Origin of the sequence: Falsiroseomonas sp. CW058 (assembly GCF_050563535.1) — a bacterium.
Lineage (GTDB): Bacteria > Pseudomonadota > Alphaproteobacteria > Acetobacterales > Acetobacteraceae > Falsiroseomonas.
In genome coordinates, this window is sequence record NZ_JBNXUO010000047.1 from 1 (window position 1) to 23,514 (window position 23,514).

24 protein-coding genes are annotated in these 23,514 nt (G+C 74.2%); 5 read left to right on the forward strand and 19 right to left on the reverse strand.

Annotation, left to right across the window (positions count from 1 at the left end):
- Positions 1-1,586, reverse strand: a 1,586-nt coding sequence (locus ACK8OX_RS23465) for a DUF4011 domain-containing protein (RefSeq protein ID WP_430666698.1), incomplete at its 3' end; no start/stop codon positions are given.
- 9 nt (positions 1,587-1,595) lie between these two features.
- Positions 1,596-3,170 carry a Na+/H+ antiporter gene (locus tag ACK8OX_RS23470; protein WP_430666699.1) on the reverse strand — a complete coding sequence of 525 codons (1,575 nt, stop codon included), beginning with the start codon at positions 3,168-3,170 and terminating at the stop codon, positions 1,596-1,598.
- A gap of 311 nt (positions 3,171-3,481) precedes the next feature.
- Between ACK8OX_RS23470 and ACK8OX_RS23475 the strand changes: the two genes are divergently transcribed.
- A complete protein-coding gene (locus tag ACK8OX_RS23475; RefSeq protein ID WP_430666700.1) occupies positions 3,482-4,525 on the forward strand; it encodes a patatin-like phospholipase family protein in 1,044 nt (347 codons plus the stop codon).
- A gap of 2 nt (positions 4,526-4,527) precedes the next feature.
- Here the strand turns inward: ACK8OX_RS23475 and ACK8OX_RS23480 are convergent, their stop codons facing one another.
- The 6 genes from ACK8OX_RS23480 to ACK8OX_RS23505 form a co-directional block, all read right to left on the reverse strand.
- Entirely contained in the window at positions 4,528-4,686 is a 159-nt protein-coding gene (locus ACK8OX_RS23480) for a hypothetical protein (RefSeq protein WP_430666701.1), read from the reverse strand.
- Positions 4,686-5,198, reverse strand: coding sequence for a DUF1003 domain-containing protein (locus tag ACK8OX_RS23485; protein ID WP_430666702.1), 513 nt, complete (start codon positions 5,196-5,198; stop codon positions 4,686-4,688). Before ACK8OX_RS23485 ends, ACK8OX_RS23480 begins: the two co-directional genes overlap by 1 nt.
- A gap of 76 nt (positions 5,199-5,274) precedes the next feature.
- On the reverse strand, positions 5,275-6,027 hold the full coding sequence (locus ACK8OX_RS23490) for an SDR family NAD(P)-dependent oxidoreductase (RefSeq protein ID WP_430666703.1): 753 nt from the start codon (positions 6,025-6,027) through the stop codon (positions 5,275-5,277).
- Positions 6,028-6,140: 113 nt separating this feature from the next.
- Positions 6,141-7,649: a tripartite tricarboxylate transporter permease gene (locus tag ACK8OX_RS23495; RefSeq protein WP_430666704.1), complete on the reverse strand. Its 1,509-nt coding sequence runs from the start codon at positions 7,647-7,649 to the stop codon at positions 6,141-6,143.
- 19 nt (positions 7,650-7,668) lie between these two features.
- Positions 7,669-8,112: a tripartite tricarboxylate transporter TctB family protein gene (locus ACK8OX_RS23500; RefSeq protein WP_430666705.1), complete on the reverse strand. Its 444-nt coding sequence runs from the start codon at positions 8,110-8,112 to the stop codon at positions 7,669-7,671.
- Positions 8,113-8,318: 206 nt separating this feature from the next.
- Positions 8,319-9,248, reverse strand: coding sequence for a Bug family tripartite tricarboxylate transporter substrate binding protein (locus ACK8OX_RS23505; protein ID WP_430666706.1), 930 nt, complete (start codon positions 9,246-9,248; stop codon positions 8,319-8,321).
- A 183-nt stretch (positions 9,249-9,431) separates the two neighbouring features.
- On the opposite strand from ACK8OX_RS23505, the gene ACK8OX_RS23510 reads away from it, so the two are divergent.
- Both ACK8OX_RS23510 and ACK8OX_RS23515 read left to right on the forward strand, forming a co-directional pair.
- Positions 9,432-10,607 (forward strand): M20 metallopeptidase family protein, encoded by a 1,176-nt coding sequence (locus tag ACK8OX_RS23510; RefSeq protein WP_430666707.1) that lies wholly within the window; start codon positions 9,432-9,434, stop codon positions 10,605-10,607.
- A gap of 84 nt (positions 10,608-10,691) precedes the next feature.
- Positions 10,692-11,684, forward strand: a complete 993-nt coding sequence (locus ACK8OX_RS23515) for a ketopantoate reductase family protein (protein WP_430666708.1) — start codon at positions 10,692-10,694, stop codon at positions 11,682-11,684.
- A 12-nt stretch (positions 11,685-11,696) separates the two neighbouring features.
- Here ACK8OX_RS23515 and ACK8OX_RS23520 read toward each other — a convergent pair whose 3' ends face one another.
- Together ACK8OX_RS23520 and ACK8OX_RS23525 are read right to left on the reverse strand one after the other, a co-directional pair.
- The gene (locus ACK8OX_RS23520) at positions 11,697-12,644 is read right to left on the reverse strand and encodes a hypothetical protein (protein ID WP_430666709.1); all 948 of its coding nucleotides are present in this window, start codon (positions 12,642-12,644) and stop codon (positions 11,697-11,699) included.
- Positions 12,622-13,332 (reverse strand): TenA family protein, encoded by a 711-nt coding sequence (locus tag ACK8OX_RS23525; RefSeq protein WP_430666710.1) that lies wholly within the window; start codon positions 13,330-13,332, stop codon positions 12,622-12,624. Before ACK8OX_RS23525 ends, ACK8OX_RS23520 begins: the two co-directional genes overlap by 23 nt.
- A gap of 70 nt (positions 13,333-13,402) precedes the next feature.
- On the opposite strand from ACK8OX_RS23525, the gene ACK8OX_RS23530 reads away from it, so the two are divergent.
- Positions 13,403-13,984, forward strand: coding sequence for a cytochrome b (locus ACK8OX_RS23530; protein WP_430666711.1), 582 nt, complete (start codon positions 13,403-13,405; stop codon positions 13,982-13,984).
- 12 nt (positions 13,985-13,996) lie between these two features.
- Here ACK8OX_RS23530 and ACK8OX_RS23535 read toward each other — a convergent pair whose 3' ends face one another.
- Entirely contained in the window at positions 13,997-14,221 is a 225-nt protein-coding gene (locus ACK8OX_RS23535; RefSeq protein WP_430666712.1) for a hypothetical protein, read from the reverse strand.
- A gap of 132 nt (positions 14,222-14,353) precedes the next feature.
- Between ACK8OX_RS23535 and ACK8OX_RS23540 the strand changes: the two genes are divergently transcribed.
- The gene (locus ACK8OX_RS23540; protein WP_430666713.1) at positions 14,354-14,686 is read left to right on the forward strand and encodes a DUF1491 family protein; all 333 of its coding nucleotides are present in this window, start codon (positions 14,354-14,356) and stop codon (positions 14,684-14,686) included.
- Here ACK8OX_RS23540 and ACK8OX_RS23545 read toward each other — a convergent pair.
- From ACK8OX_RS23545 to ACK8OX_RS23580, 8 genes are all read right to left on the reverse strand, one after another.
- Positions 14,683-15,519, reverse strand: coding sequence for an isocitrate lyase/PEP mutase family protein (locus tag ACK8OX_RS23545; protein WP_430666714.1), 837 nt, complete (start codon positions 15,517-15,519; stop codon positions 14,683-14,685). The two genes, ACK8OX_RS23540 and ACK8OX_RS23545, sit on opposite strands and share 4 nt — an antisense overlap.
- A gap of 2 nt (positions 15,520-15,521) precedes the next feature.
- Entirely contained in the window at positions 15,522-16,154 is a 633-nt protein-coding gene (gene upp, locus ACK8OX_RS23550) for a uracil phosphoribosyltransferase (protein WP_430666715.1), read from the reverse strand.
- Positions 16,155-16,254: 100 nt separating this feature from the next.
- Positions 16,255-18,993, reverse strand: coding sequence for a peptidoglycan -binding protein (locus tag ACK8OX_RS23555; RefSeq protein ID WP_430666716.1), 2,739 nt, complete (start codon positions 18,991-18,993; stop codon positions 16,255-16,257).
- A 38-nt stretch (positions 18,994-19,031) separates the two neighbouring features.
- A complete protein-coding gene (locus ACK8OX_RS23560) occupies positions 19,032-20,162 on the reverse strand; it encodes a flagellar motor protein MotA (RefSeq protein ID WP_430666717.1) in 1,131 nt (376 codons plus the stop codon).
- A 5-nt stretch (positions 20,163-20,167) separates the two neighbouring features.
- Complete coding sequence (locus ACK8OX_RS23565; protein WP_430666718.1) at positions 20,168-20,635, reverse strand: OmpA family protein; 468 nt, start codon at positions 20,633-20,635, stop codon at positions 20,168-20,170.
- Positions 20,636-20,684: 49 nt separating this feature from the next.
- Positions 20,685-21,539, reverse strand: coding sequence for an inositol monophosphatase family protein (locus tag ACK8OX_RS23570; protein WP_430666719.1), 855 nt, complete (start codon positions 21,537-21,539; stop codon positions 20,685-20,687).
- Between the two features lie 199 nt (positions 21,540-21,738).
- Positions 21,739-22,308, reverse strand: a complete 570-nt coding sequence (efp, locus tag ACK8OX_RS23575; RefSeq protein ID WP_430666720.1) for an elongation factor P — start codon at positions 22,306-22,308, stop codon at positions 21,739-21,741.
- Positions 22,309-22,505: 197 nt separating this feature from the next.
- Positions 22,506-23,483: a lysine-2,3-aminomutase-like protein gene (locus ACK8OX_RS23580; RefSeq protein WP_430666721.1), complete on the reverse strand. Its 978-nt coding sequence runs from the start codon at positions 23,481-23,483 to the stop codon at positions 22,506-22,508.
- Positions 23,484-23,514: the final 31 nt, after the last annotated feature.

Consider the following 23,514-nt stretch of genomic DNA (forward strand, 5'->3'; position numbering starts at 1 on the left):
AAGCTGCGGATCAGCCGCGGCAGCTGCGCCAGCAGCCGGTCCCGGTCGGTCGGCGCCAGCTCCGCAGCGACGCCGCGCCAGGGGCTGGCGGGCCCGCCTTCGGCCGCACGGGCGGCGAGTTCGGAGACGGCCGCGCGCGCCGCGGCGATCCGCGCCGCGGTCCACCCGCCGCCCGCATCCGTCGCGTCCCCGCCCGTGGCCAGCGCGACATCGGGCGCCGCCACGCCGCGGGCGCGCAGCGCCACCAGCGTGCCGACCACCTCATGCAGCGCGCGGCCGCTCGCGCCGACCTCACCGGCCATCGCCGCGGCATGGCCGTTCAGCCGCGCCCGCAACGCGCCCAGCCGCCTGACCAGCGCCTCGCGCTCCGGCCGGGCGGGGGAGGGGAGGGCGAGGGTGGCGCGCAGCTCGTCCAGCACGGCGCGCTTCGACTGCTTCTCGGAATGCAGCTCGAGGCAGGCGGGGCCGAGGCCGACGGCGCCCAGCCGGCGCTGCACCACCTCCAGCGCGGCCAGCTTCTCGGCCACGAACAGCACGCTCCGCCCGTCCAGCACGGCCTGGGCGACGATGTTGGCGATGGTCTGGCTCTTGCCGGTGCCGGGCGGGCCCTGGATGACGACATGGCCGCCCCGGCGCACGGCTTCCGCCGCCAGCGCCTGGCTGCCATCCACGTCCATCACGTGGTCGAGCCGCTCCACCCGGATCTCTGCATCGACATCGGCGTCGTCGGGGAAGGGCGGGGGCGCCGACAGCGGCTCCCCGCCGACCAGGGCGCGCACCAGGGGGTGGTCCAGCAGGCCCGGATTGGCACGGGGGTCGAGGTCCCGCCACATCAGGAACTTCGCGAAGCTGAACAGGCCCACCGCCAGCCCGTCGGATTCGACGCGCCAGCCCTCCCGCGGGCCGAGCGCCCCTTCGACGGCGGCGGCCCAGGCGGTGGGGTCGTAGGCCTCCGCGTCGAATTCCGGCAGGGCCAGGCGGAACTCGGTCGCCAGCTTCTCGCGCAGCGACAGGTTCTCGGCGATGTCGAGCCCGGAGGAGCGCAGCCGGAAGGTCTGCGACACGCCCTCGCGCTCCAGCGTGACGGGCAGCAGCGCCAGCGGTGCGAGGCGTTCGGTCTCCGGCGTGGCCGGGTCCCGCCAGGCGAGCGTGCCGATGCCGAGCGAGAGGGTGGCGATGCCCGTCTCCTCCCGCGCGGTGCGGGCATCGGTCATCAGGTCCCGCAGGCGGCGGCCGAGCTCCTCCGGCGCGGTGCGCACGCGCAGCAGGCGGTCCGCCTGCCATTCGACCCGCGTCGCCGCGCCGCTCGACACCGCGACGCCTGCCGCCTTCGGCTTCGCGGTGCGCCGGCCCCGCCGGAGCGGCGCCGCCGCGCCCTCGGGCTGCGCGGGGCCCGATGCCTCGAAGCCGAAGGCACGGCCGGCGGCGAGTTCCGCCAGGACATGGTCGGCGTCCTCGTCTTCCAGCATCAGCACGCCGCGTGACCGGCCGGGCCTGGGCAGCGCCAGCAGGCGGTTGCGGGTCGAGAGGTCGAGCAGCCCGCGGCGGGCCTCCTCGAGCCGGGCGGCGATCGGGGTGGCGTCCATGCCGCCGGATTACCCGGCCGGGACGGGGCCGAGAAGGCGCATGATGCGCAACTCCTCCAGGTCCGCCTCCGCCTCCAGCGTCGCCAGCATGCCGTCATCCACCGCGCCGTCGCGGTGGTGGTCCAGCAGCGCGGCGCGGCCGGCGCGCAGCGCGGCGAGGCGGATGCGGAGCCGCGCCTCCAGCTCCGCCTGGCCGCCGCCGCCGGCCACGCCCTGGAAGACGCGCGCCTTGTCCCGGTACTCCTCCAGCAGGTCGCGCGCCACCGCGCCTTCCAGTATGTCCTCCGCCCGGCGTTCCACCTCGGCCAGCGTGGCGCGGGCGACGTGGCGCCGCGCCCGCGCCTCCGGCGGCGCCATGCCCGTCGGGCGCGCCTCCTCCACGCGGAAGCGGGCGATGACCCAGCCCAGCGTGGTGCCCTGCACCACCAGTGTGGCGAGGATGGCGCAGAAGGCGAGGAAGACGAGCAGGTCGCGTTCGGGGAAGTCGAGCGGCAGGGCCAGCGCCGCGGCGAGCGAGACGACGCCCCGCATCCCCGTCCAGGCGATCACCACCACCTGCCCCGCGGGCGGCGCCGGGTCCCGCCGGCGGATCGCCGGGACGAGCCGGGCGAGGTAGGTCGCCGGGAACACCCATGCGAAGCGCGAGACGATGAGAACGAGGGCGATGCAGGCGGCGATGGCCGCCAGTTCGCCCACCCCGCGGTCGGCGATGCGCGCCAGGATTCCGCGCAGCTGCAGCCCGACCAGGATGAAGACCAGGCTGGTCAGGACGAATTCCGCGAACTGCCAGACCGCGAGCGCGACCATGCGCGTCTCCGGCGTGAGGCTGCGGTGCTGCCGCTGGCCGAGGACGAGCCCGGTGGCCACCACCGCGATGACGCCGGACAGGTGCAGCGCCTCCGCCGCCATGAAGCTGGCGAAGCAGGCGATGAAGGTCATCGCCGTCTTCAGCAGCGGGTCGCCCAGGCGCCGGAAGGACCAGTCGCAGACGCGGCCCACCGCCCAGCCGATGGCGATGCCGCCGAGCGCGACGAGGAGGAAGCTGCCCGCCACCGCCCCGAAGGACACCCCGCCCGCCGCCAGCGCGGCGACGGCGAACCGGTACAGCACGAGCGTGGTGGCGTCGTTCACCAGGCTCTCGCCTTCCAGCACGACGACGATGCGGTGCGGGATGGGCAGGCGCTTCAGCACCGCGGCCGCCGCCACGGCATCGGGCGGCGCGACGATCGCGCCGAGCGCCACCGCCGCCGCCCAGGGCAGGTCCGGGACCAGCAGCTTCACCGTCACCGCCACGCAGGCGGCGGTGAACAGCACGCAACCCACCGCCAGCAGCAGGATGGGGCGCAGATTCGCCCGGAAGGCCCGCCAGTCGGTGCGCCAGGCGCTGGCCTGGAGCAGCGGGGGCAGAAAGAAGGCCAGCGCCAGCGCGGGGTCCAGCGTCACCGCCGGCAGGCCGGGGATGAAGGCCAGCGCCATGCCCCCCGCCACGAGGATGACGGCATAGGGGATGCGGGAGCGCCGCGCGAGCAGCGCGAAGGCGATGCAGGCCGCGATGAGGGCCAGCACGGCCTCGACGATGGGCATGGCCCGACCATAGCCGGCCCGCGCGCCGGCGGGAGAGGGAGATTCGTCGCCCGGCCGCGTTGCGCTTCCTGCCCGGCCTTGACCGCGATGGGCGCGGCTGCCGCCATGACCGCCACGGGCGCGGCTACCGCCTAACCGCCACGGGCGCGGCTACCGCCTAACCGCCACGGGCGCGGCTACCGCCTAACCGTCACGGGCGCGGCTGCCGCCTAACCGTCACGGGCGCGGCTGCCGCCGCGACGGTTGCGGCGCGCGGCCCCGGCCGGGTAGCCTCGCGCCGCCCGGGAAGGGCAGCGGGAGGATAGGCGCCCATGCCAGGCACGGTCCGGATCCTGTCCTTCGACGGCGGCGGCATCCGCGGGCTGATCCCGGCCATCGCGCTCGGCCAGGTCGCGCAGGCGCTCGGCATCCCCGGGAAGCAGCTCGCGGCGCGGTTCCACATCGTGGCCGGCACCTCCACCGGCGGGATCATGGCCGCCGGGCTCTGCGCCCCCGGCGCGCTGCGCCACGGCCCGGCGGAGCTGGTGGAGCTGTACGAGAACCACGGGGAGACGATCTTCCCCCCCGGCGCCTGGTCTCGGCGCAACCCGCTGTCGGACGTGAAATACGACCCCGCGCCGCTGGAAGGCGTGCTGGCGCAGCGGCTGGGCCAGGCGCAGCTGTCGGAGGTGTCGCCGGAGCTGATGGTGACGGCCTGGGACCTGGAGCGAGCCTGGCCGAAGCTGTTCTGTTCCTGGCGCGCGCGGCATGCCTCGGTCGAGGATTTCCGGCTCTGCGACGTGGCGCGCGCGACCTCGGCCGCGCCGACCTACTTCCCGCCGGCGGAGATCCTCTCGCTCGACGCCAACTACGACCGCGAGCAGCGGCGCCATGCGCTGTGCGACGGCGGCGTCTTCGCGAACGACCCGGCGGCGCTGGCCCTGGCCGAGGCGCGGCGCCTGTTCCCGCGGGCGGAACGCGCGCTGGTTCTCTCGCTCGGCACCGGGGCGCGGGTGAACCGCATCGACGGCGCGAAGGCGATGGGCTGGGGGGTGGCGGGCTGGCTGCCGGGGCTGATCGACGTCTTCATGGACGGCGCCGCGGCGCTGACCCAGCACGAGATGATGCTGCGCCAGGCGCGGGACGAGCTGGACTACTACCGGCTGCAACTGGAACTCGACCCGCCGCCGCCTTCCTACTCGCTCGACGACGTGGCGCGGCCGACGCTTGCGGGGCTGCGCAAGCTCGGCGACCGCATGTTCCGCCGCTTCGCCGACAGCGGCGCGCTGGCCGGGCTGCATGCCGCGCTGTCCCGGCCGATGGCGACGCCGGCGGAGCTGGGCTTCGCGCCGGATGCGCCGGGGCCGCGGCTGTAGCCCTATTTCCGCCGCGTGAGCGCGAGCACGACCACCACGGCGGCGATGATCGCCACCGCGAACATGCCCTCAACCACGCCGAAATTCGGCGCGTCGCGCGCCACGAACAGCGCGGCCAGCGCGCCCGCCGCCAGCAGCACGATGCGCAGCAGCCAGCCCATCACGCGCCTCTCCTCTCCAGCGCCTCGATGCGGTCGAGCGCGCGTTTCAGCAGCTCCGTCATCTCGATCAGCTGCCTCTCCCGCAGCAGGTCGATCTTCTCGTGCAGCAGCGCGATGTCCGCCTCCGCCCGCAGGTTCACCTGGTAGTCCGCCACCGCGCGGGCCCGGTCGACGTCGGATTGCCGGTTCTGGCTCATCATGATGATGGGCGCGGTGTAGGCCGCCTGGAAGGACAGCAGCAGGTTCAGCAGGATGAAGGGATAGGGGTCCCAGGCCCCGCGCCCCGCCACGGCGTTGCCGAGGATCCAGGCGACGAGAAGGCCGGTCTGCACCAGGATGAAGCGCCAGGACCCGACGGTGCCCGCCACCAGGTCCGCCAGCCGGTCGCCCAGGCCGCCCGGCGCGGCCGGCCCGGCGCGCCGCCGCCGCCGGGCGCGCGCGATGGTGCGGCGGATGTGGTTCGGCGCCTGGCGGGGGTGCGGGCCGTGATGGTGGCCGGCATCGCTGCTCATGGGTGGTCTCCTGGGACGGGCGGAGGGTAGCGCGCAGGCGCGCCCCCCGCCTTGGCCCGGATCAAGCCGCGCCTCCTCAATGGGCGAAGCGCGTGGTCCCGCCGTCGCAGTGGATCACCTGGCCGGTGATGTAGCGGGCGCGTGGCGAGCAGAGGAAGGCGACGAGCACGGCGAGGTCCAACGGCTCCCCGATGAAGCCCACCGGCACCTCCCGCTCCGCCCAGTCGCGGCGCGCCTCCTCGGTCGGCAGGATGCGGCTGTCGATCTGCTCGGACCGGATGCGGCCGGGGGGGACGGAATTCACCGTGATGCCGTCGCGGCCGAGCTGGCGCGACAGCGCCTTGGCCCAGATGTGCACCGCGCCGTTCGGGGCGTTGGCGGCGTTGATGATGTGCGGCTCGTCCGAGCCGGTGAGGTTGACGATGCGGCCGAATTTCTGCGCCCGCATCGCCGGCACCAGCGCATGCGTCATGCGCCGCCCGGCATGGAAGTTGATCTCCATGCTCTCCATCCAGACCTCGTCCGGGCCGAGATCGGCCTGCGGGCGGCTGCCGCCGGCGTTGTTGACCAGGATGTCGCAGCGGCCGAATCGACCCAGCACGGCGTCGCGCGTGCGCTCCGCGGCGCCGGGGCTGGTGAAGTCCTCGACGATGACCAGCGGCTCGGCGGAGGCGGGGAGGGCGGCGGCCAGTTCCTCCAGCAGCGGGCGGCGGCGGGCGAGCAGGGCCAGCCGGCAGCCCTCCTCGGCCAGAAGGGTGGCGATGGCGCGGCCGAGTCCCGCCGAGGCACCGGTCACCAGTGCCACCCGTCCCGTCAGTTGCAGGTCCATCGCGTCGTCCTCCTTGCGGTGCGGGCGCAGGCTGCGGCCGGGCGCGCGAAAACGAAAGGGGGCCGCCCCTTGCGGGACGGCCCCCTTCAGCCAGTGGCGGTGCCGTCGGGCGGTCAGCCGCCTTCGGACAGCGCCTCCTCCTTCTTCGCCCGCAGGTTCGGCAGCATCATCGTGGCCAGGGCGAGGAAGCCGATGGCCAGCAGCGTCGCCGAGATGGGGCGCTGGACGAACACCATCGCGTCGCCGCGGCTGAGCAGCATGGCGCGGCGGAGGTGTTCTTCCATCATCGGGCCGAGCACGAAGCCGATCAGCAGCGGCGCCGGCTCCATCTTCAGCTTGGCGCAGAGATAGCCGAACAGGCCGAACAGCACCGTCAGGTAGACGTCGAAGACGTTGTTGTTCAGCGAATACACGCCGATCGAGCAGAAGATGAGGATCGACGGGTAGAGGAAGCGGTAGGGCACCTCGAGCAGCTTCACCCAGAGCCCGATCATCGGCAGGTTGATGACCAGCAGCATCAGGTTGCCGACCCACATCGAGGCGATGAGGCCCCAGAACAGGTCCGGCTGGGCTTCCACCATCCGCGGGCCGGGCTGGATGCCCTGGATGATCAGCGCGCCGACCATCAGCGCCATCACGGCGTTGGCCGGGATGCCGAGGGTGAGCAGCGGGATGAAGCTGGTCTGGGCGGCGGCGTTGTTCGCCGCTTCCGGACCGGCCACGCCCTCGATCGCGCCCGTGCCGAACTCGTGCTTGTACTTCGAGATCTTCCGCTCCATCATGTAGGAGCCGAAGGCCGCAAGCGCCGCGCCGCCGCCCGGCAGGATGCCGAGGGTGGAGCCCACCAGCGTGCCGCGCAGGGTGGACGGGATGGCGCGCTTGAACTCGTCGCGCGACAGGAACAGCGAGCCGACCTTGTGGGTCAGCACGGAACGCGATTCCGGCCGCTCGAGGTTCAGGATGATCTCGGCGATGCCGAACATGCCCATGGCGACGGCGACGAAGCCGATGCCGTCCGACAGTTCGGGGACGCCGAAGGTGAAGCGCTGCTGGCCGGTCTGCACGTCGGTGCCGACGAGGCCGAGCGCCACGCCCAGCACCACCATGCCGATCGACTTGATCACCGAGCCCTGCGCGAGCACGGCGGAGATGATGAGGCCGAGCAGCATCAGCGAGAAGTAGTCGGCCGGCCCGAAGGACAGGGCGACCTGCGTCAGCAGCGGGCCGGAGGCCGCGACCAGGATGGTCGCCACCGTGCCCGCGAAGAAGGAGGCCAGCGCCGCGGTGGCGAGCGCGGCGCCGGCGCGGCCCTTGCGGGCCATCTTGTAGCCTTCGAGCGTGGTGACGACCGACGACACCTCGCCCGGCAGGTTCAGCAGGATGGCGGTGGTGGAGCCGCCGTACTGCGCGCCGTAGTAGATGCCCGCCAGCATGATGATGGCGGTGGTCGCCGACATGCCGAAGGTGATCGGCAGCAGCAGCGAGATGGTCGCCACCGGGCCGATGCCCGGCAGCACGCCGATCGCCGTGCCGATGAAGGCGCCGAGAAGGGCGAAGACGAGGTTGTCGAAGCTCAGCGCGACCGTGAAGCCGAGGTAGAGGTTCGTGACGAGCGTTTCCATGGATCCCGTTCCCCCGCCTTCAGAACTGCGGCCAGAGGTTCACCCGGATATCAAGTTCCCGGATGAACACGAACCAGCACAGGGCCAGCAGGAAGATGATGAGGCCGGCGACGCCGAGCGGCCGGTGCGTCCGGTCCGCCATGGCGGAGACGGCGACCGTCGCGGCGATGGCGAGGAACAGCCCGCCCTTCTCCAGCAGCAGGCCGAACACGCACATGGCGGCCAGCACCAGCAGCAGCTCGCGCCAGGCCCAGCGGTCGAGCCCGTCCGGGCCGTTGAACAGGCCCATGGCGAGCACGATCGCGCCGAGCCCGATCTGGATCCAGAACACCAGCATCGGCATGTAGCCCGGGCCCATGCGGCGCGCCGTGCCAAGGGTGTGGTCCTGGTTGAGCCACAGCCCCACCACGGCGATCACGATCAGGATCAGCCCTGACGCGACGTCCTTCTGGTTGATCTTCATCCGCACCTCATTCCCCACCCGGCCATGCCGGGGCCAGTCCGTTCCTGACAGCCCGCCCGCCCCACCCTGCGGTGGAACCGGGCGCACCTTCAGGGGCTGCCCGGTCTTTGCCGGTTCAGCCCCATTCCGCAAACCTAGGCACCCCTCGTGTCATCACGCAATCGCGAGGAACGTTAACTTCGTCACACCCCAATGGGCGTCCGACCTCAGTCCACCGTCGCGCCCGAGGCCCGCACCACGGGCGCCCAGCGCTGCACCTCGGACGCGACGAAGGCCGTGAAGCCCTCCGGCGTCATCTCGGCGGGATCGCCGCCCATCTCCGCGAAGCGCTGCCGCGCCTCGGGCGTGGAGGTCAAGGCCAGCGTCTCGCGGTGCAGGCGTTCCACCACCGGACGCGGCATCCCCGCCGGGCCGGACAGCGCGAACCACGAGGTGCTGACCAGGTCGAAGCCCTGTTCGCGGAAGGTCGGCACCTCCGGGAAGGCGGGGTGGCGGCGCTCGCTGCTCATCGCGATGGCGCGCACGCTGCCCTGCCGGATGTGCCCCGCGGCCGAGGGCAGGCTGTCCGACATCATCGGCAGCTGCCCCGCGATCACCGCCGTCATCGCCGGGCCGGCGCCGCGGAAGGGAACGTGCGTGTGGTCGATTCCCGCGATCTCGCTGAAGCGGACGATCAGCAGGTGGTTCGACGAGCCGGAGCCGGAGGACGCCATGTCGAGCCCGCCGCGCCGCGCGCGGGCCAGCCGCACCAGGTCCGCGAGGTTGGCGATCCCCGAGTCCCTGTTGACCACCCAGACCGACGGGTTGGTGATCACCATGGCGATGTGGGTGAAGGACCGCACGGGGTCGTAGCGGAGGTTCCGGTAGAGCGAGGGGCTGATGGCGTGGCTGGCGATGTTGCTCATCACCAGGGTCTGCCCGTCGGGCGCCGAATCCGCGACGAGCTGGCTGCCCGTCGTCGCGCCCGCGCCGGGGCGGTTCTCCACGATCACGGAGACGCCGAGCCGCTGGGACAGGCCGTCAGCCACCAGCCGGGCGGTCAGGTCGGTGCTGCCGCCGGGCGCGAAGGGCACCACCAGCCGGATGGGTCCGTTGGGCCAGGACTGCGCGCGCAGCGTCGCCGGCGCGGCCAGCATGGCGGTCGCACCAGCCAGGACAGCTCGACGACGGAGATCTGCGGACATCCTGCCTCCCGGACGTTGGTCCCGCGTATTGCACGCCGTTTCCGCCCCCCGCAAGCGGCCAGCGGCCGGGCCGCCTTGCCATGACCACTTCTTCACCTGAGGATGCGGATTTCCTACTCGTCAGGACGGCGACGCATGCACATCAACGACCCCGGCCGGATCATCCGCGACGCCGCGGAGCGCCTGGCGCCGGCGCTGGTCGCCATCCGCCGCGACATCCACGCGCATCCCGAACTCGCCTTCGAGGAGACGCGGACGGCCGGGATCGTGGCGGCCGAACTCGCCCGGCTCGGCATCGCCCACCGCACCGGCATCGGCCGCACCGGCGTTGTCGGCACCATCGAGGGCGGCCGGCCCGGCCCCACGCTCGCGATCCGCGCCGACATGGACGCGCTGCCCATCGCGGAGGAGACGGGCCTGCCCTTCGCCAGCACGGTGGCTGGGAAGATGCACGCCTGCGGGCACGACATCCACACCGCCACCCTGCTCGGCGTCGCCGCCGTGCTGCGGGACATCGCGCCGATGCTGGCCGGGCGCGTGCTGCTGGTCTTCCAGCCGGCCGAGGAGGTGCTGGAGGGCGCGGCCGCCATGATCGCCGACGGCGCGGGGAAGGGGATCGACCTCGCCCTCGGCTTCCACAACCAGCCCGACCTGCCGGTCGGGCGCTTCGGATTCGCCCGCGGCGCCTGCCTCGCGGCATCCGACCGCTTCGACCTCGGGATCCGCGGGCGGTCGGGGCATGCGGCGCACCCCTATGCGGCGGTGGACCCCATCGTCGCCGCGGCGGCCTTCGTCGCCCAGGTGCAGACCGTGGTCAGCCGGGAGATCCGGCCGGTCCACCCCGCGGTGGTCACGGTGGGCGCGCTGCAGGCCGGCACGACCTACAACATCATCCCCGAACGCGCGCATCTGAAGGGCACGGTCCGCACGCTGCACCAGGCGGCGCGCGACACCGCCGAAGCCGCCATCCGCCGCCTGGCGGAGGGGCTGGAGGCGACGATGCGCGTGCGCTGCACGCTGGACTACCAGCGCAAGGTCCCGCCGCTGGTGAATGACGACCGCGTGCTGGAACCCGTGCTGTCCGCCGTCCGCGCCCAGTTCGGCGAGGTGCTGGAGGAGGGCGAACCCAGCATGGGCGCCGAGGACTTCGCCGAGTTCGCCGCCCTTGCGCCCGCCTTCCAGCTCCGCATCGGCAGCGGCGCGCCCGGGCGCGACGACAGGCTGCACAATGCCGACTACCAGCCCGACGAGGGCTGCATCCCGCTCGGCGTGCAGGCGCTGGGCCGGGCCGCGCTGGAACTGCTGTCCTAACCCCGGCGCATCCCCGCCTGCCGCGCCACCCCCTGCCGCGCCACCCCGCGCACCATCCTTCCGCACACCCCACGGACATTCCCCATGAAGATCTGCGTCTTCGGCGCCGGCGCCATCGGCGGCCACATCGCAGCCCGCCTCGCCCGTGGCGGCTCCGACGTCTCGCTCGTCGCGCGCGGCGCGCATCTTGCGGCGATCCAGCGCGACGGGCTGACCGTCCACGCGCATGACGGCACCCACCATTCCCGCCCGAAGGCGAGCGCGGATCCCGCCGATCTCGGCCCGCAGGATGCCGTGATCGTCACCGTGAAGGCGCCCGCGCTGCCCTCCGTCGCCGCCGCCATCGCGCCGCTGCTGCGCGAGGACACGCCGGTGGCCTTCGTGATGAACGGCATCCCCTGGTGGTATTTCGACCGCCATGGCGGCCCGCATGACGGGCTGCGCCTGCCGGAGGTGGACCCGGGCGACGCGCTGCGCGACGCAGTGGGCATCCACCGCACCATCGGCGGCTGCGTCTATTCCGCGACGGAGGTGCTGGCGCCCGGCGTGGTGAAGTCCGAACACGGCAACATCCGCGTCATCCTCGGCGAGATCGACGGCCGCATCACGCCGCGCGTGCAGGCCATCTCCGCCGCGCTGGAAGCGGGCGGCTTCCCGTCGCCCGTCTCGCCCGACATCCGCACCGAGATCTGGCTGAAGCTGCTCGGCAACCTCGGCAACGGGCCGCTCTGCGTGCTGACGCGCCGCGGCGTGCGCGACACCTATCTCGACCCGCTGCTGCGCGACGCCGCGCGCCGCAGCGCGGAGGAGGGGCGCGCCATCGCCGCCGCGCATGGCCGCCCGCTGCCCGATTCGGCGGTGGAGCGGGTGGCGAATGCCAGCATGGCGCACAAGCCGTCCATCCTGCAGGACCTGGAACTCGGCCGTCCGATGGAGATCGACGGCATCCTCACCACCACGCTGCACCTCGCTCGCATTGCCGGCGTGGCCACGCCGCAGCTGGACCTGCTGACCGCGCTGGTGAAGCAGGCGGCGCGCGCCGCCGGGCTGTATCCGGACATCGCGCCGGCGGGCTGACCCCACCCGCGCTCACGCCTGCCCCAGCACCCACCCCTCCCACCGGCGGATCCACGGGTCCGCCGGCACATGGTCCGCGCGACGCCCGTCCAGCACCTGCACCAGGCAGAGCAGGCCGAGCACGCAGTCCAGCCGATCCTCGCCGGCCGCATCGGCGCCGAAACCGTCCTCGACCGCCTCCGACAGGGCGGGCGAGGGCGCGACGCGCAGCCGCGCCATGGCATCCCGCAGCGCCCCGGCCAGCGCCCGCCGCGGCGCCTGCGCGCGCTTGCTGCCGGCAAGCCTCAGGTCAAGCTGGCGCAGCGCCTCGGCCGGATACACCTCGGCTAGCGCCGCCCGCCCCGGCGCCAGCAGCCCGTGCAGCGGCCCCGCGAAGGGCCAAAGCGCCACCGGCGCACCCGCCGCCAGCGCCGGCGCCAGCCAGTCCCGCCAGGCGGCGATCGCGGCCTTGCCCGACTGGTTGGCGCCGAGCGTCCAGAACACCGGCGCGCCGGCCGGGCGGGTCGGGGTCGCGCGGTCGCAGGCGCGCGACAGCGCCTGCGCGGAACCGAGGCCGAGCGCCGCCGCATGGGAGGCCCGCGTCATCCCCTTCACCCCGCGCGCGGGGTAGAAGGGGCGCGCCGCGCTCACCGTCTCCAGCGTCGCGCTCACCTCGAAGAAGGCGGGGTCGCGGACCAGCCCGGCCAGGAAATCCGGGAAGTCGCGCTCCGCCCGGCCCGCCGCCCAGTCCCGTGGCACGCCGAGCGGCAGGTCGAGGCCGAGCGCGACCGGCACGCCTTCCCCCAGCAGCGCCGGCAGCAGCGCCGCCGTGTCGCCAACCGCCCGCGGCGCCTCCGCCCGCCAGCCGACGGCATCGCGGCGCGCGATGGCCATCCAGCGCTTGCGCGGGTCGATGCTCCAGTCGGCATGGGCCGCGATCATGCCGGCGCTGCCGGCCTCAACCGGGCGGCGCCTCGTCATAGGCGCTGTCGAAGAAGGCGCGTTCCAGCCGCGCCGCCGCCACGAACAGCGCCCGCACGCGCGCCCGCCCGGCGGCGTCGAGCGCCGCCACCTCCCGATCGAGCGCGGCGCGCAGCCCCTCCACGAAGCCCTCGAAGAAGGGGCTGGCATGCAGGTCCACCCATTCGGCGCACCAGAAGGGCTCAGCCGGGCGCGTGTCCCGCGCCGGGCGCGCCCAGCCCAGATAGACCCATTCCGCCACGCAGAGCACGGCGAGCTGGTCGGCATGGTGGGGGCTTGCCGCGGCCTCGCGCAGCAGCGCGCGGAAATCCCGCGCGGCCGCCGACAGCGGCGGGTCGCGGCGCAGCGCCTCCGCCACGCCGAGCGCGTCGAAGCTGCGGAGGAAATAGGTGTTCTCCTCCGCGCAGAGCAGGCCCATGAACCGGCCGAGCGGCAGCCGCGCCGGAAGGTCGGGCGCGGTGTGGATGGCGCGGCCGAGCAGGGCGGCGAAGGCGTCGATGAACTGGTAGTCCTGCACCAGGTAGCGGCGCATCACCTCGGGCGGGACCCGGCCCGCGTTGCACTCCCGCCCGAAGCGGTGGCCGACCGCCGCGCCCCAGTCCGGCTCCGCCGCCGCGCGCAGCCAGTCGGTCGGGCGCGCATCGGGGTGCGCGGCGCGGTGCTGCGGCCAGTCGGGCACGGGGGTCATTCGCGTTTCGCTTCCAGTCCGGGCGGCCGGTCATGCCATATTGGCGCGGCGCCCGGGAGATGCGCGAGAGATGGACCAGACCGCCCCGTCCCCCCCGATCCGCGGCCAGGACGCGCTGCACCCGGACGGCCAGTATTCGGCCCTCGCCAAGCTGTTCCACTGGGTCACGGTGCCGCTGCTGTTCCTGGCCATCGCCACCGGCCTCGTCATCCGGTTCATCAAGGACGACCCGAAGATGGCCTTCTACGCCCTGCATGAGAGCACGGGGCTGGTCATCCTGGGCCTTGCCCTGCTGCGCCTGGCCTGGCGCCGCTTCAGCCGCCCGCCGGCGCTGCCGGACCACATCCCCGCCCTGATGCGCGCCGCGGCGCATGGCGTGCACCATGCGCTCTACGCCGCGCTGATCCTCCAGCCGCTGCTCGGCTTCTTCACGACCAACGCCTATGGCTTCCCCCTGCAGGGGCCGACCGCTTTCCTGGGCTTCATCGACCTGCCGAAATTCATGGAGGCGCGGGAAGGGCTGGCGGTGGCGCTGCACTGGATGCACAGCGTGCTCGGCTGGATGCTGCCGGTGCTGCTGGCGGCGCATATCGGGGGGGCGATCTACCACCACGCGCTGCGCCGCGACGGGACGCTGCTGCGGATGCTGTGACGCCCCGCGCCGCTACTTCAGCGGCTGGTGCGCCTTGTCGAGCAGGCGGCCGAACCAGCCCTTCCGCTCCGGCTCCTTCGCCTTCTCGGCCTCCGCCTCGCGCGCGGCGTCGGCGGCGTCGGCCTTCGCGCGCTTCTCCTTCTCGACGAGCCACTTCTCGAGGCTCATGCCGGCCTTCGCGGCGCGGCGCGCCTCGTAGGCGCGCTGGCCTTCGGTGAGTTCCTGCGGCTTGGCCATGGGCGGGGCTCCCTTTCGCGTGAGGGAATGGCGTGGCGCGCGCCCTTCCGCAAGGGCCGCGGCGGGGGCGCAATGGCGGCGCCGGCGCTGGCGGGGCTTGCGCGGCCGCGGCGGCGCGGTGATGGTCGGGCCATGGATGCGAAGGTGAAGGCCGGAATCTGGGTGTCGATGGCGCTGCGGCTGTCGGACATCGCCGGCCGGTCCGGCGCGGTGCTGCGGAAGGGCGACCCCGATTCGGGCGGCATCCTCTGCGTGCTGCGCGGGCGGGAGGGGATCGTGGTCCTGTCCCAGGTGCGCGACGCCGAGGGACGGCCCGCCTGGATGCGCGGCACCGGCCCCGCCCCGGTCGACGACGCGACGGCCGATGCCTATGTCGAACGCCAGGTGAAGCGCGACCCCGACCTCTGGGTCGTGGAGTTCGACGCCCCCGACCTGAAGCAGCCCTTCGAGGCGCGGATCATCTAGGCAACCCCGGCGGTCCCCGCGAACAGCCGGTCCAGCGCTGCGCCCGGCATCCGCCCGGCCAGCACGCCGAAACGCCCGGCCTTCAGTTCCGCCGCGGCCCGCGCCACCGCGCCCCAGGCGATGCCGGCCAGCGCGCCGCCCACGCTGACCCGCCGCACGCCGAGCGCGGCCAGCGCCGGCAGGTCGAGCCCGATGGGGCGGCTGATCAGCACGTTCACCGGCCGGGGCGACGCGGCCCGCACGACCGCCGCGATCTGGTCCGCCGTGGTGAGGCCCGGCACGTAGAGCACCTCCGCCCCGGCTTCCGCATAGGCGGCGATGCGGCGCAGGCTCTCGGCCAGCGGGTCCGGATGGCCGGTCAGGAAGCATTCCGCCCGCCCGACCAGCATGACCTCGCCGCCCGCGGCGTCGATGGCGCGCCGCGCGGCCCGCATCCGCGCCACCGCCTCCTCCAGCGGAAACAGCGGGCGCGCGGCGTCCCCGGTCGCGTCCTCGATCGACAGGGCGGCGATGCCGGTGGCGATGCAGCGCGCGACGCTGGCGGCGACCGCGCCGGGATCCGCGCCGAAGCCGTTGCCGAAATCGGCGTTCACCGGCAATGCCGTCGCCGCCACGATCTCCTCCATGTTGGAGAGCGTGGCGTCGAGGTCCAGCGCGCCATCCGCCCGGCCCCGCGCATGGGCGGCGCCGCTGCTGGTGGTGGCCAGCGCCGCGAAGCCCTGCCCTTCGAGGAAACGCGCCGTCCCGGCATCCCAGGGATTCGGCAGCAGGAAGCAGCCTTCCGCGTGCAGCGCGCGGAAGGCGGCGCGGCGGGCGGCGAAGCGGTCCGCCACCGTCAGCCCTCCGTGCCGAAGCAGCGGTCCCCGGCATCGCCGAGGCCGGGGACGATGAAGCCCCGGTGGTCCAGCCGCTCGTCCAGGGCCGCGGCGTAGACGGGCACGTCGGGATGCGCCTCGCGCAGGCGCGCGACGCCTTCCGGCGCGGCGACGACGCAGACGAAGCGCAGATGCGGCGCGCCGGCCTCCTTCACCCGCGCCACCGCGGCGGCCGCGCTGCCGCCGGTGGCCAGCATCGGGTCGAACAGGATGGCGCCGCGCACCCGCACCTCCGGCGGCATCCGCAGCATGTACTGGCTCGGCTCCAGCGTGTGCTCGTCCCGCACCAGGCCGACATGGCCGACCGGCGCCTCGGGCAGCACCTGGAGCCCGCCTTCCATCAGTCCGAGCCCGGCGCGCAGCACCGCCACCAGCACCGGTTCCGGCCCGGCGAGCCGCCGGTGGCGCATGGCGGTCAGCGGCGTCGTCACCTCCGCCACCGCGGTCGGCAGGTCGCGCGTGGCCTCCATCGCCAGGATGGCGCCGATCTCCGCCAGCAGCCGGCGGAACCGGGGGGAGGGCGTGGCCGCGTCGCGCAGTTCGGCCAGGCGGTGCGACAGCAGCGCATGGTCCACGACATGCAGTCCGGTCATGCGGCGGCTTCCCTCTCGGTCCACGGCGTGGATGCCCGCGCGCATGCGGCCCCGCAAGCCCATTCCGGCGTCGCCCACGCCGCGCCCCGGCGCGAGGCCGTCAGCGCGGCACCACCTCCACCACGCTCGCCGCCGCCGCCACGCGCCGGCCGGCCGCGCGCGCCGCCGCCACCGCGTCCCGCAGGGAAGCGGCGAAGTCCTGCACGGACCCGCCCGGCAGCCGCGACGCCTCGAACAGCGGCCCTTCGGAGGCGATCGCCACCACCAGGTCCGTGCCGAAGGGCTCCTCCACCGGCCAGCCGGCGAAGCCCGGCCGCGGCTCCCCCAGGCGCAGCCGCGCGCCCGGCGCCTGCCGGTCGAGCCGCGCCAGCGTGCCGACCTGCCCATCGGTCGATATGAAGGCGACCAGCGCATGCGCCGCCCAGTCCGGCAGGCCGAGGTCGAGTTGCAGCAGGCTGCCGCGCCGCAGCACCGGGCCGGGCAGGGGGGCCAGCCGCATCCCGTCCGCGCCCACCGGCCGCAGCGCGTCGAGCACGGCGCAGTAGGGGCCGTCGAATTCCGCAAGCGCGATGCGGGCGCCCGGCAGGGCGTCCCGCAGCCTGGCCTCGACGCCCCGCGGGCCGAGGCCGGACACGCGCGGCGCGACCCCCTCCTCGGCGAGGGCGAGCCGCGTGCAGGCTTGGCCGCGCAGCACCTCGCCCAGGTCGCGCCGCGCATCGGCGGGGGCGCGCGCCGGCGGGGCCGCCGCCCCGGCGGACAGCCCGGCTTCGAGCCGCAGCTCGATCCGGCGGTTGCGGGCATAGGCGTCGGGCGTGTCGCGGTCATCCAGCGGCTGGGTGTCGCCGAAGGCGGCGGCGGCGACGCGGTTGGCGGGCAGCCCTTCCTGGATCAGAAGCTGCGCCACCGCGATGGACCGCGCCGCCGACAATTCCCAGTTGGTGGCGAAGCGCCCGCCGGTGCGGACCGGGCTGCGGTCCGCATGCCCATCGACGCGCAGCACCCAGGACAGGTCCGCCGGGAACTGCCGCGCGAGGTCGAGCAGCACGCGGCCGAGGTCGCGGATCTGCTGCTGCCCGGCGGCCGAAAGCTCCGCGCTGCCCACCGGGAACAGCACTTCCGACTGGAAGACGAAGCGGTCGCCGACGATCCGCACCTCCGGCCGGTCGCCCACCACGCGGCGCAGCCGGCCGAAGAAGTCCGAGCGGTACTGCTGCAACTCCTCGACCCGCGCGGCGAGCGCGACGTTCAGCCGCTGGCCGAGCGCCGCGATCTGCGCGTCCTTGTCGCGCCCCGCATCCTCCGCCGCGTCGAGCGCGCCGGCGACGCGGGCGAGTTCGGCGCGCAGCGCCTCGACCTGGCGGGTCAGCTGCGCCACCTGCACGCGCGCGCTCTCCGACAGGCGCGCGAATTCCTGGCCCTGCGCTTCCGCAGCCTGCCGGCGCCGCGCTTCCTCGGCGGCGCGGGACGCGGCTTCCGAGGCGAGCAGGCCGGCCGCCTGCGACGCCCGCTGCGCCGCCTCCCGCTGGGCGGCTTCCTGCCGGCGCGCCTCCTCCGCCTGGCTGGCGCGGCCGGTGGCCTGCGCCACCAGCGCCTCCGCCGCGCGGCGCGCGCGCTCGGCCTCGGCCGCCGCGCCATCGGCGGCGCCGCGGCGACGTTCCTCCTCCTCCGCGCGCGCGATGGCCTGCGCGGCCTGGCGTTCCAGCTGGTCGCGCAGCGCCTCCAGCCCGCGGACCTGGTCGGCGAGGCGGGCGATGTCGGACAGCCGCGCCTCGATCGTCGCGCGGTCCACCTGCACGGTGCGGTCCAGGCGCTCCGCCTCGGCGCGGAGGGCGGCGATGTCGCGCCGCGCGGCTTCCAGCACCTGCCGCGCCTCGGCCAGTTCGCGCGCGAGCTGGGCGGTGCGGGCCTCCGCCTCGGCCAGCTGGCGCTCCGACTGGCCGCGCGAATCGCGTTCGGCTGCGATGCCGCGGTTCAGCGCGGCGGCCTCCTGCCGGGACTGGTTCAGGTCGCGTTCCGCCGTCTCGCGCAGGGTGCGCTCGCGGGTCAGGTTGCGCTGCAGCTCGTCGCGCTGGCCGCGGACCTGGCCGAGGTCCCGCGCGAGGGTGGCGGATTCGCCCCGCGCCGCCGCCAGCTCGCGCTCCGTCGCCTCCCGCGCGCCGCGTTCCTGCGCGAGGTCGCGTCCCGCAGCCTCGCGCGCCGCGCGTTCCGCCACCAGGTCGCGGCCGAGCGCCGCGGCCTGTTCGCGCGTGGCGGACAGGTCGCGCCGCACCGCTTCCAGCGCCGCGCGTTCGGCGGCCAGCACGCGCTGCGCGTCGGTCAGCGTGCGGACGGTCTGCGCCGCATCCCCGCCCGCGGCCTCGGCGCGGGCCAGCGCCTCCGCAAGCCGCCCCTCCAGCTCCGCGATGCGCGCGGCATCCCCGCGGGAGCCGAGGTCGAGATCGGCGATGCGGGCGGCCAGGCGGTCGCGCTCGCCGCGGGCGAGGTCGCGGTCCGCGGACAGGCGGTCGCGCTCCTCCCGCAGGCCGGCCAGGGCGCGGCCCGCGGCGTCGCGCGCGGAGGCGGCGGCGCGCAGTTCCTCGGCGGTGCGGCTCAGCGACCCGCGCAGCTCCTCCGCCTGCCCGCGTTCGAGGGCGAGGAGTTCGCCGAGTTCCGCGACCTGCCGGTTCAGCCGGTCCAGCGCCCGGTCGCGGGAGGAGAGCGCGACCGACAGGAAGCCCTGTGCCAGGACGAAGACGAGCAGGACGAAGATGATGACCATGAGCAGCGTGGACAGCGCGTCCACATAGCCCGGCCAGGCATCGATCCCGCCCCTGTCGCGCCGGCGCCGTCCGATCGCCATGCGCCGCTACCCAGCCCCGGCGGCCACGCCCCGCGCGGTCACGGCCGCGGCTCCTCCGCCAGGGCGGCGATGGTGCGGGACAGGACCTTGATCTCGTTGCGGATCTCCGCGGTGGACTGCATCCGGCCCTGGGTGATGTCCTCCAGGATGCGGGCGAGGTACAGCTCGACGTTCCGCAGATGGGCGCGCGACGCCTCGTCGAGCGCGCCGTGCTGCGCGGCTTCCGCCATGCGCTGCAGGGTCGGCGTCAGCGCGGCCTGCGCCTCGGCCATGCGGCTCATCAGCACCTGCGCGGCGCGCATCTGGTCGGCCAGGACGGACAGGCGCTCGGTCAGCGTCATCAGCGCCTGGTTGCCCTGGGCGCGGCCTTCCTCGTTGCGGGCCATGGCGCGCTGCAATTCGTCCATGTTCTCCGCGCTCTGTTCCAGCAGTGCCTGGACATAGGCGGGCATCGAGCCCTCGCCCTCCGCGCCCAGCGCGCCGGAGGACAGGCGGGTGGAGGAGGCGAGCCAGTCCTCCAGCTCGGAATAGAAGCGGTTCTGCGCCTGCCCGGCGGTGAGGTCGAGGAAGCCCAGCACCAGCGCGCCGGCCAAGCCCAGCATGGAGGAGCTGAAGGCGATGGACATGCCGCGCAGCGGCTCGCTCAGGCCGGATTTCAGCTGGTTGAACAGCGCGTTGATGTCGCCCGTGCCGACCGACATGTTGGAGATCACGTCGGACACGCTGCCGATGGTCAGCAGCAGGCCCCAGAAGGTGCCGAGGAGGCCGAGGAAGATCAGCAGCCCCGTCGCGTAGCGCGACAGTTCCCGCTGTTCGTCGAGCCGCCCGGCGATGCCGTCCAGCACGCTGCGCATCGCCAGCGCCGACAGCGACAGGCGTTCGCTGCGCCGCTGCGCCAGCATGTTGGCCAGCGGCGCGAGCAGCCGCGGCGGCCCGTCCGGCGCGCCGGTGGCGCGGAAGGCTTCCAGCCACTCCACCTCCCGCGTCAGCGCAAGGACCTGGCGGATGTTCCAGGCCACGCCCAGCAGCAGCACCACGGCGATGACGCCGTTCAGCAGCGGGTTCGCGCCGAAGGCGGTCGACAACTCGCCCGACAGCAGCCCGACCAGCAGCACGACCGCCGCGAGGAAGGCGAGCATGCGCCAGAGGAAGGGGGTGGGACTGCTCATCGGCCTTACCTCGTCGCCCCTGCGCGCGCGACGCCGGGCGGCAGCACATCCGCGGCGTCCAGCGCCTGCGGGGTGCGCCCCAGCGCGCGGACATCCACCCGCGTCTCCTCGATCCCGCCCGCCACCAGCGCGGCGCGCACCGCCTGCGCGCGGGCCAGCGCGATGCGCCGCGCCGCGGAGGCGTCGTTGGACGGGCCGCTCGCCTGCGCCTCCACCGTGATGCGGCCGCCGCCGGTCGGGGTGGCGGCGGCCAAGCGGCGGCCGATCTCGCCGAGCACCGGCGCCGCGCCCGCGGGCAGGGCGCTGTCGCCCGGCCGGAAGGACACGCGATCGGCCCCGGCGGGCAGCGGCGACATGCCGGCGGGCAGCGCCAGCGGCGGCGCCGGGGCGCCGCGCGGCGCCTGCGCGGCCGCGGGGCCGGGCAGGGTGGCGAGCAGGCCGGCGGCGGCGAGGAGGAGGAGGCGGCGGGTCATTCCGCCGCAACCTAGCGTCTTGATCAGCCTTGCGCCATGCGCGGAGCCGTTACCCGGCCGATGCGGCCGCGCGCGCCGCCTGGGCGGCGGCGATGCCCTCGGCCACCACCTCGCGCAGCCTCGGCTGCAGGATGGGGTTGCCCACGACCACGTCGCCCGTCTCGTAATGCGTCTCGCCGCCCTGCGGGTCGGTCACGAAGCCGCCGGCTTCCTTCACCAGCACCAGCCCCGCCGCGATGTCCCAGCGGTTCAGGTTCAGCTCCCAGAAGCCGTCGTAGCGCCCGGCCGCCACCCAGGCCAGGTCGAGCGCCGCGGAGCCGAAGCGCCGCACGCCCGCCACATGCGGCATGAGCCGCGCCAGCGTGGCGCTGAATTCCGCCTTGCGGGGCACCTTCGCGAAGGGGATGCCGGTGGCGAAGATCGCCTGCACCATCTCCCTCCGGCCGGAGACGCGGAGCCGCCGGTCGTTGAGGAAGGCGCCCATGCCCTTCTCGGCCCAGAACAGCTCGTTCCCCGCCGGGTTGTAGATGCAGCCCGCGACAAGCTCGGTGCGGTCAGGCCCGATCCGCCGCTCCACCCCCACGCTGATCGCCCAGTGCGGGATGCCGTGGAGGAAGTTGGTGGTGCCGTCGAGCGGATCGACGACCCAGCGCCATTCCCATTCCCCCTCCGCCTGGCCGCCCTCCTCGCCGAGGAAGGCCCAGCCCGGGCGGGCGCGGGACAGTTCCTCCTTCAGCGTCTGCTCGGCGCGGAGGTCGGCCTGGGAGACGAAGTCGCCCGGACCCTTGGAGGTGACCTGCAGGTTCTCCACCTCGCCGAAGTCGCGCAGCAGGCGGTGGCCCGCCTTCCGCACGGCGGCATGCAGGACGTTCATGGCGGGGGAGAGACGGGGGGAGACGGCCATGGCTTGGGCGTGATCCGGATGGGGTGGGTGGAATGAGCGCCCGCCCCGTCGGCGCCCCCGCCATTCGCGGGGAGGGGCCGGGGCGGGTGGGAAAGCGGGTGGCGCCGCGAGACGACGACGGCGCGACGCAATGCGCCGCGCCGTCCCTCGAATCAAGCAGGTCCTGAGCCCGGCCCCCCGGTCGGGGGCGGCAGGGGCCTCAGCCCTTCGCGCGTTCGTAGTAGGACCCGTCCTCGGTCTTCACCACGATCTTCTCGCCCACCGTGATGAAGGGCGGCACCATGGTCTTGACGCCGTTCGACAGCAGGGCCGGCTTGTAGGAGGAAGCGGCGGTCTGCCCCTTCACCACCGGATCGGCCTCCACCACCTCCAGCACCACCTGTTCCGGCAGGTCCATCGAGACGGGCTCGCCCTCGATCAGGCGGACATTGACCGTCATGTTCTCGACCAGGAAGGGCAGGCGGTCGCCGAGGATGTCCTTCGGCACCTGGGTCTGCTCGTAGGTCGCCGGGTCCATCAGGACGAGCATGTCGCCCTCGGCGTAGGAGAAGGTGAATTCCTTGTCCTCGGTCGTCAGGCGCTCCACCGTGTCCGCGGTGCGCCAGCGCTGGTCCTTCTTCGCGCCGGAGCGGACGTTGCGCATCTCCACCTGGATGACGGCCGCGCCCTTGCCGGGGATCATGATGTTCTGCTTCAGGATGGTGTAGCGCTGGCCTTCGAACTCGATGACCATGCCGGCACGCATCTGGTTGGCCTGCATCTTCGCCATGGGGGCGGGTGTCCTAGCGTTCGGTCTTGGGTGTGACGGGTCGGCGGGCGATTACAACGCGGGGCGGGGGAGGGCAAGGTCGGAGGGGCCGGCGGCTGAAGCGTGATCCGCGCCGATAGAAGCGCGGATCACGCTTCAGCCCCTTGTTGCAGCGGCTGATTCACCGCTTCGGCGATTCCGCCTCCGCGGATCAGGCGCTACGCCCCCCGGACCGGCACCTTCCCCCCGCCGCCCGCCGTCTCCTTCACATAGAGCGGCTGGCCCAGCCCGCTGAGCCGCCCCCGCAGCCCCGCCACCAGGCGCAGCCCTTCCGCTTCCGGCACATGGAAGCGCGCCGTCCCCGGCGCCGGGTCCAGCTGGTGCAGGTAGTAGGGCTTCACCCGGTGGCGCAGCATCGCGCGGAACAGCGCCTCCAGCGCCGCGGCATCGTCGTTCACGCCACTCAGCAGCACGCTCTGCCCCAGCAGCACCACGCCCGCGCGGTTGAGCCGCCGCAGCGCCGCCGCGGCACCGGGCGAGAATTCGCGCGCGTGGTTCGCATGCACGCAAAGGAAGAAGGCCTTCTCCGTCTCCAGCGCCGCCACCAGCGCCGCCGTCACGCGGGCGGGGTCGGCGACCGGCACGCGGGAATGCACGCGGATGATCTCGACATGCGGGATCGCCGACAGCCGCGCCACCAGCCAGCCGAGCCGCCGGGCGCTGAGCATCAGCGGGTCGCCGCCGGTCAGCACCACTTCGCGGATCGCGGGGGTCGCGGCCAGCCAGGCGATCGCCGCCTCCAGCTCCGATTCCGTCAGCAGCCCGCCATCGGGTCCCACCACCTCGCGCCGGAAGCAGAAGCGGCAATAGACCGGGCAGGCCAGCAGCGGCTTCAGCAGGGCGCGGTCGGGGTAGCGGCGGACGATGCCCTTCACGGGGGTGAAGGGGGCATCGGCCGTCGGGTCCTCGATCTCGCCCGGCGCCGTCACCAGCTCCGCCGCGTCGGGGATGTATTGCCGCGCGATCGGGTCGGCGGGATCGGCCGGGTCGATCAGCGCGGCGGCGGCCGGTGTCACGGCGATGGCGTAGCGCCGCGCGACCTCGGCGGCCGCGGCCGCGCGGTCCGGCGGCAGCAGCCCGGCGGCGACCAGGGCTTCGGGCGTGCGGAGGGTGCGGGGGACGCTGTCATCGGGCATGGTCGCGCCCCCTAACCACGCCGAGCCCCGC

Bases quoted from the DNA above. Each gene is read 5' to 3' on its own strand.
- ACK8OX_RS23470 (WP_430666699.1), bottom strand. From the start codon at position 3,170: ATGCCCATCGTCGAGGCCGTGCTGGCCCTCATCGCGGCCTGCATCGCC.
- ACK8OX_RS23475 (WP_430666700.1), top strand. From the start codon at position 3,482: ATGCCAGGCACGGTCCGGATCCTGTCCTTCGACGGCGGCGGCATCCGC.
- ACK8OX_RS23480 (WP_430666701.1), bottom strand. From the start codon at position 4,686: ATGGGCTGGCTGCTGCGCATCGTGCTGCTGGCGGCGGGCGCGCTGGCC.
- ACK8OX_RS23485 (WP_430666702.1), bottom strand. From the start codon at position 5,198: ATGAGCAGCGATGCCGGCCACCATCACGGCCCGCACCCCCGCCAGGCG.
- ACK8OX_RS23490 (WP_430666703.1), bottom strand. From the start codon at position 6,027: ATGGACCTGCAACTGACGGGACGGGTGGCACTGGTGACCGGTGCCTCG.
- ACK8OX_RS23495 (WP_430666704.1), bottom strand. From the start codon at position 7,649: ATGGAAACGCTCGTCACGAACCTCTACCTCGGCTTCACGGTCGCGCTG.
- ACK8OX_RS23500 (WP_430666705.1), bottom strand. From the start codon at position 8,112: ATGAAGATCAACCAGAAGGACGTCGCGTCAGGGCTGATCCTGATCGTG.
- ACK8OX_RS23505 (WP_430666706.1), bottom strand. From the start codon at position 9,248: ATGCTGGCCGCGCCGGCGACGCTGCGCGCGCAGTCCTGGCCCAACGGA.
- ACK8OX_RS23510 (WP_430666707.1), top strand. From the start codon at position 9,432: ATGCACATCAACGACCCCGGCCGGATCATCCGCGACGCCGCGGAGCGC.
- ACK8OX_RS23515 (WP_430666708.1), top strand. From the start codon at position 10,692: ATGAAGATCTGCGTCTTCGGCGCCGGCGCCATCGGCGGCCACATCGCA.
- ACK8OX_RS23520 (WP_430666709.1), bottom strand. From the start codon at position 12,644: ATGACGAGGCGCCGCCCGGTTGAGGCCGGCAGCGCCGGCATGATCGCG.
- ACK8OX_RS23525 (WP_430666710.1), bottom strand. From the start codon at position 13,332: ATGACCCCCGTGCCCGACTGGCCGCAGCACCGCGCCGCGCACCCCGAT.
- ACK8OX_RS23530 (WP_430666711.1), top strand. From the start codon at position 13,403: ATGGACCAGACCGCCCCGTCCCCCCCGATCCGCGGCCAGGACGCGCTG.
- ACK8OX_RS23535 (WP_430666712.1), bottom strand. From the start codon at position 14,221: ATGGCCAAGCCGCAGGAACTCACCGAAGGCCAGCGCGCCTACGAGGCG.
- ACK8OX_RS23540 (WP_430666713.1), top strand. From the start codon at position 14,354: ATGGATGCGAAGGTGAAGGCCGGAATCTGGGTGTCGATGGCGCTGCGG.
- upp (WP_430666715.1), bottom strand. From the start codon at position 16,154: ATGACCGGACTGCATGTCGTGGACCATGCGCTGCTGTCGCACCGCCTG.
- ACK8OX_RS23555 (WP_430666716.1), bottom strand. From the start codon at position 18,993: ATGGCGATCGGACGGCGCCGGCGCGACAGGGGCGGGATCGATGCCTGG.
- ACK8OX_RS23560 (WP_430666717.1), bottom strand. From the start codon at position 20,162: ATGAGCAGTCCCACCCCCTTCCTCTGGCGCATGCTCGCCTTCCTCGCG.
- ACK8OX_RS23565 (WP_430666718.1), bottom strand. From the start codon at position 20,635: ATGACCCGCCGCCTCCTCCTCCTCGCCGCCGCCGGCCTGCTCGCCACC.
- ACK8OX_RS23570 (WP_430666719.1), bottom strand. From the start codon at position 21,539: ATGGCCGTCTCCCCCCGTCTCTCCCCCGCCATGAACGTCCTGCATGCC.
- efp (WP_430666720.1), bottom strand. From the start codon at position 22,308: ATGGCGAAGATGCAGGCCAACCAGATGCGTGCCGGCATGGTCATCGAG.
- ACK8OX_RS23580 (WP_430666721.1), bottom strand. From the start codon at position 23,483: ATGCCCGATGACAGCGTCCCCCGCACCCTCCGCACGCCCGAAGCCCTG.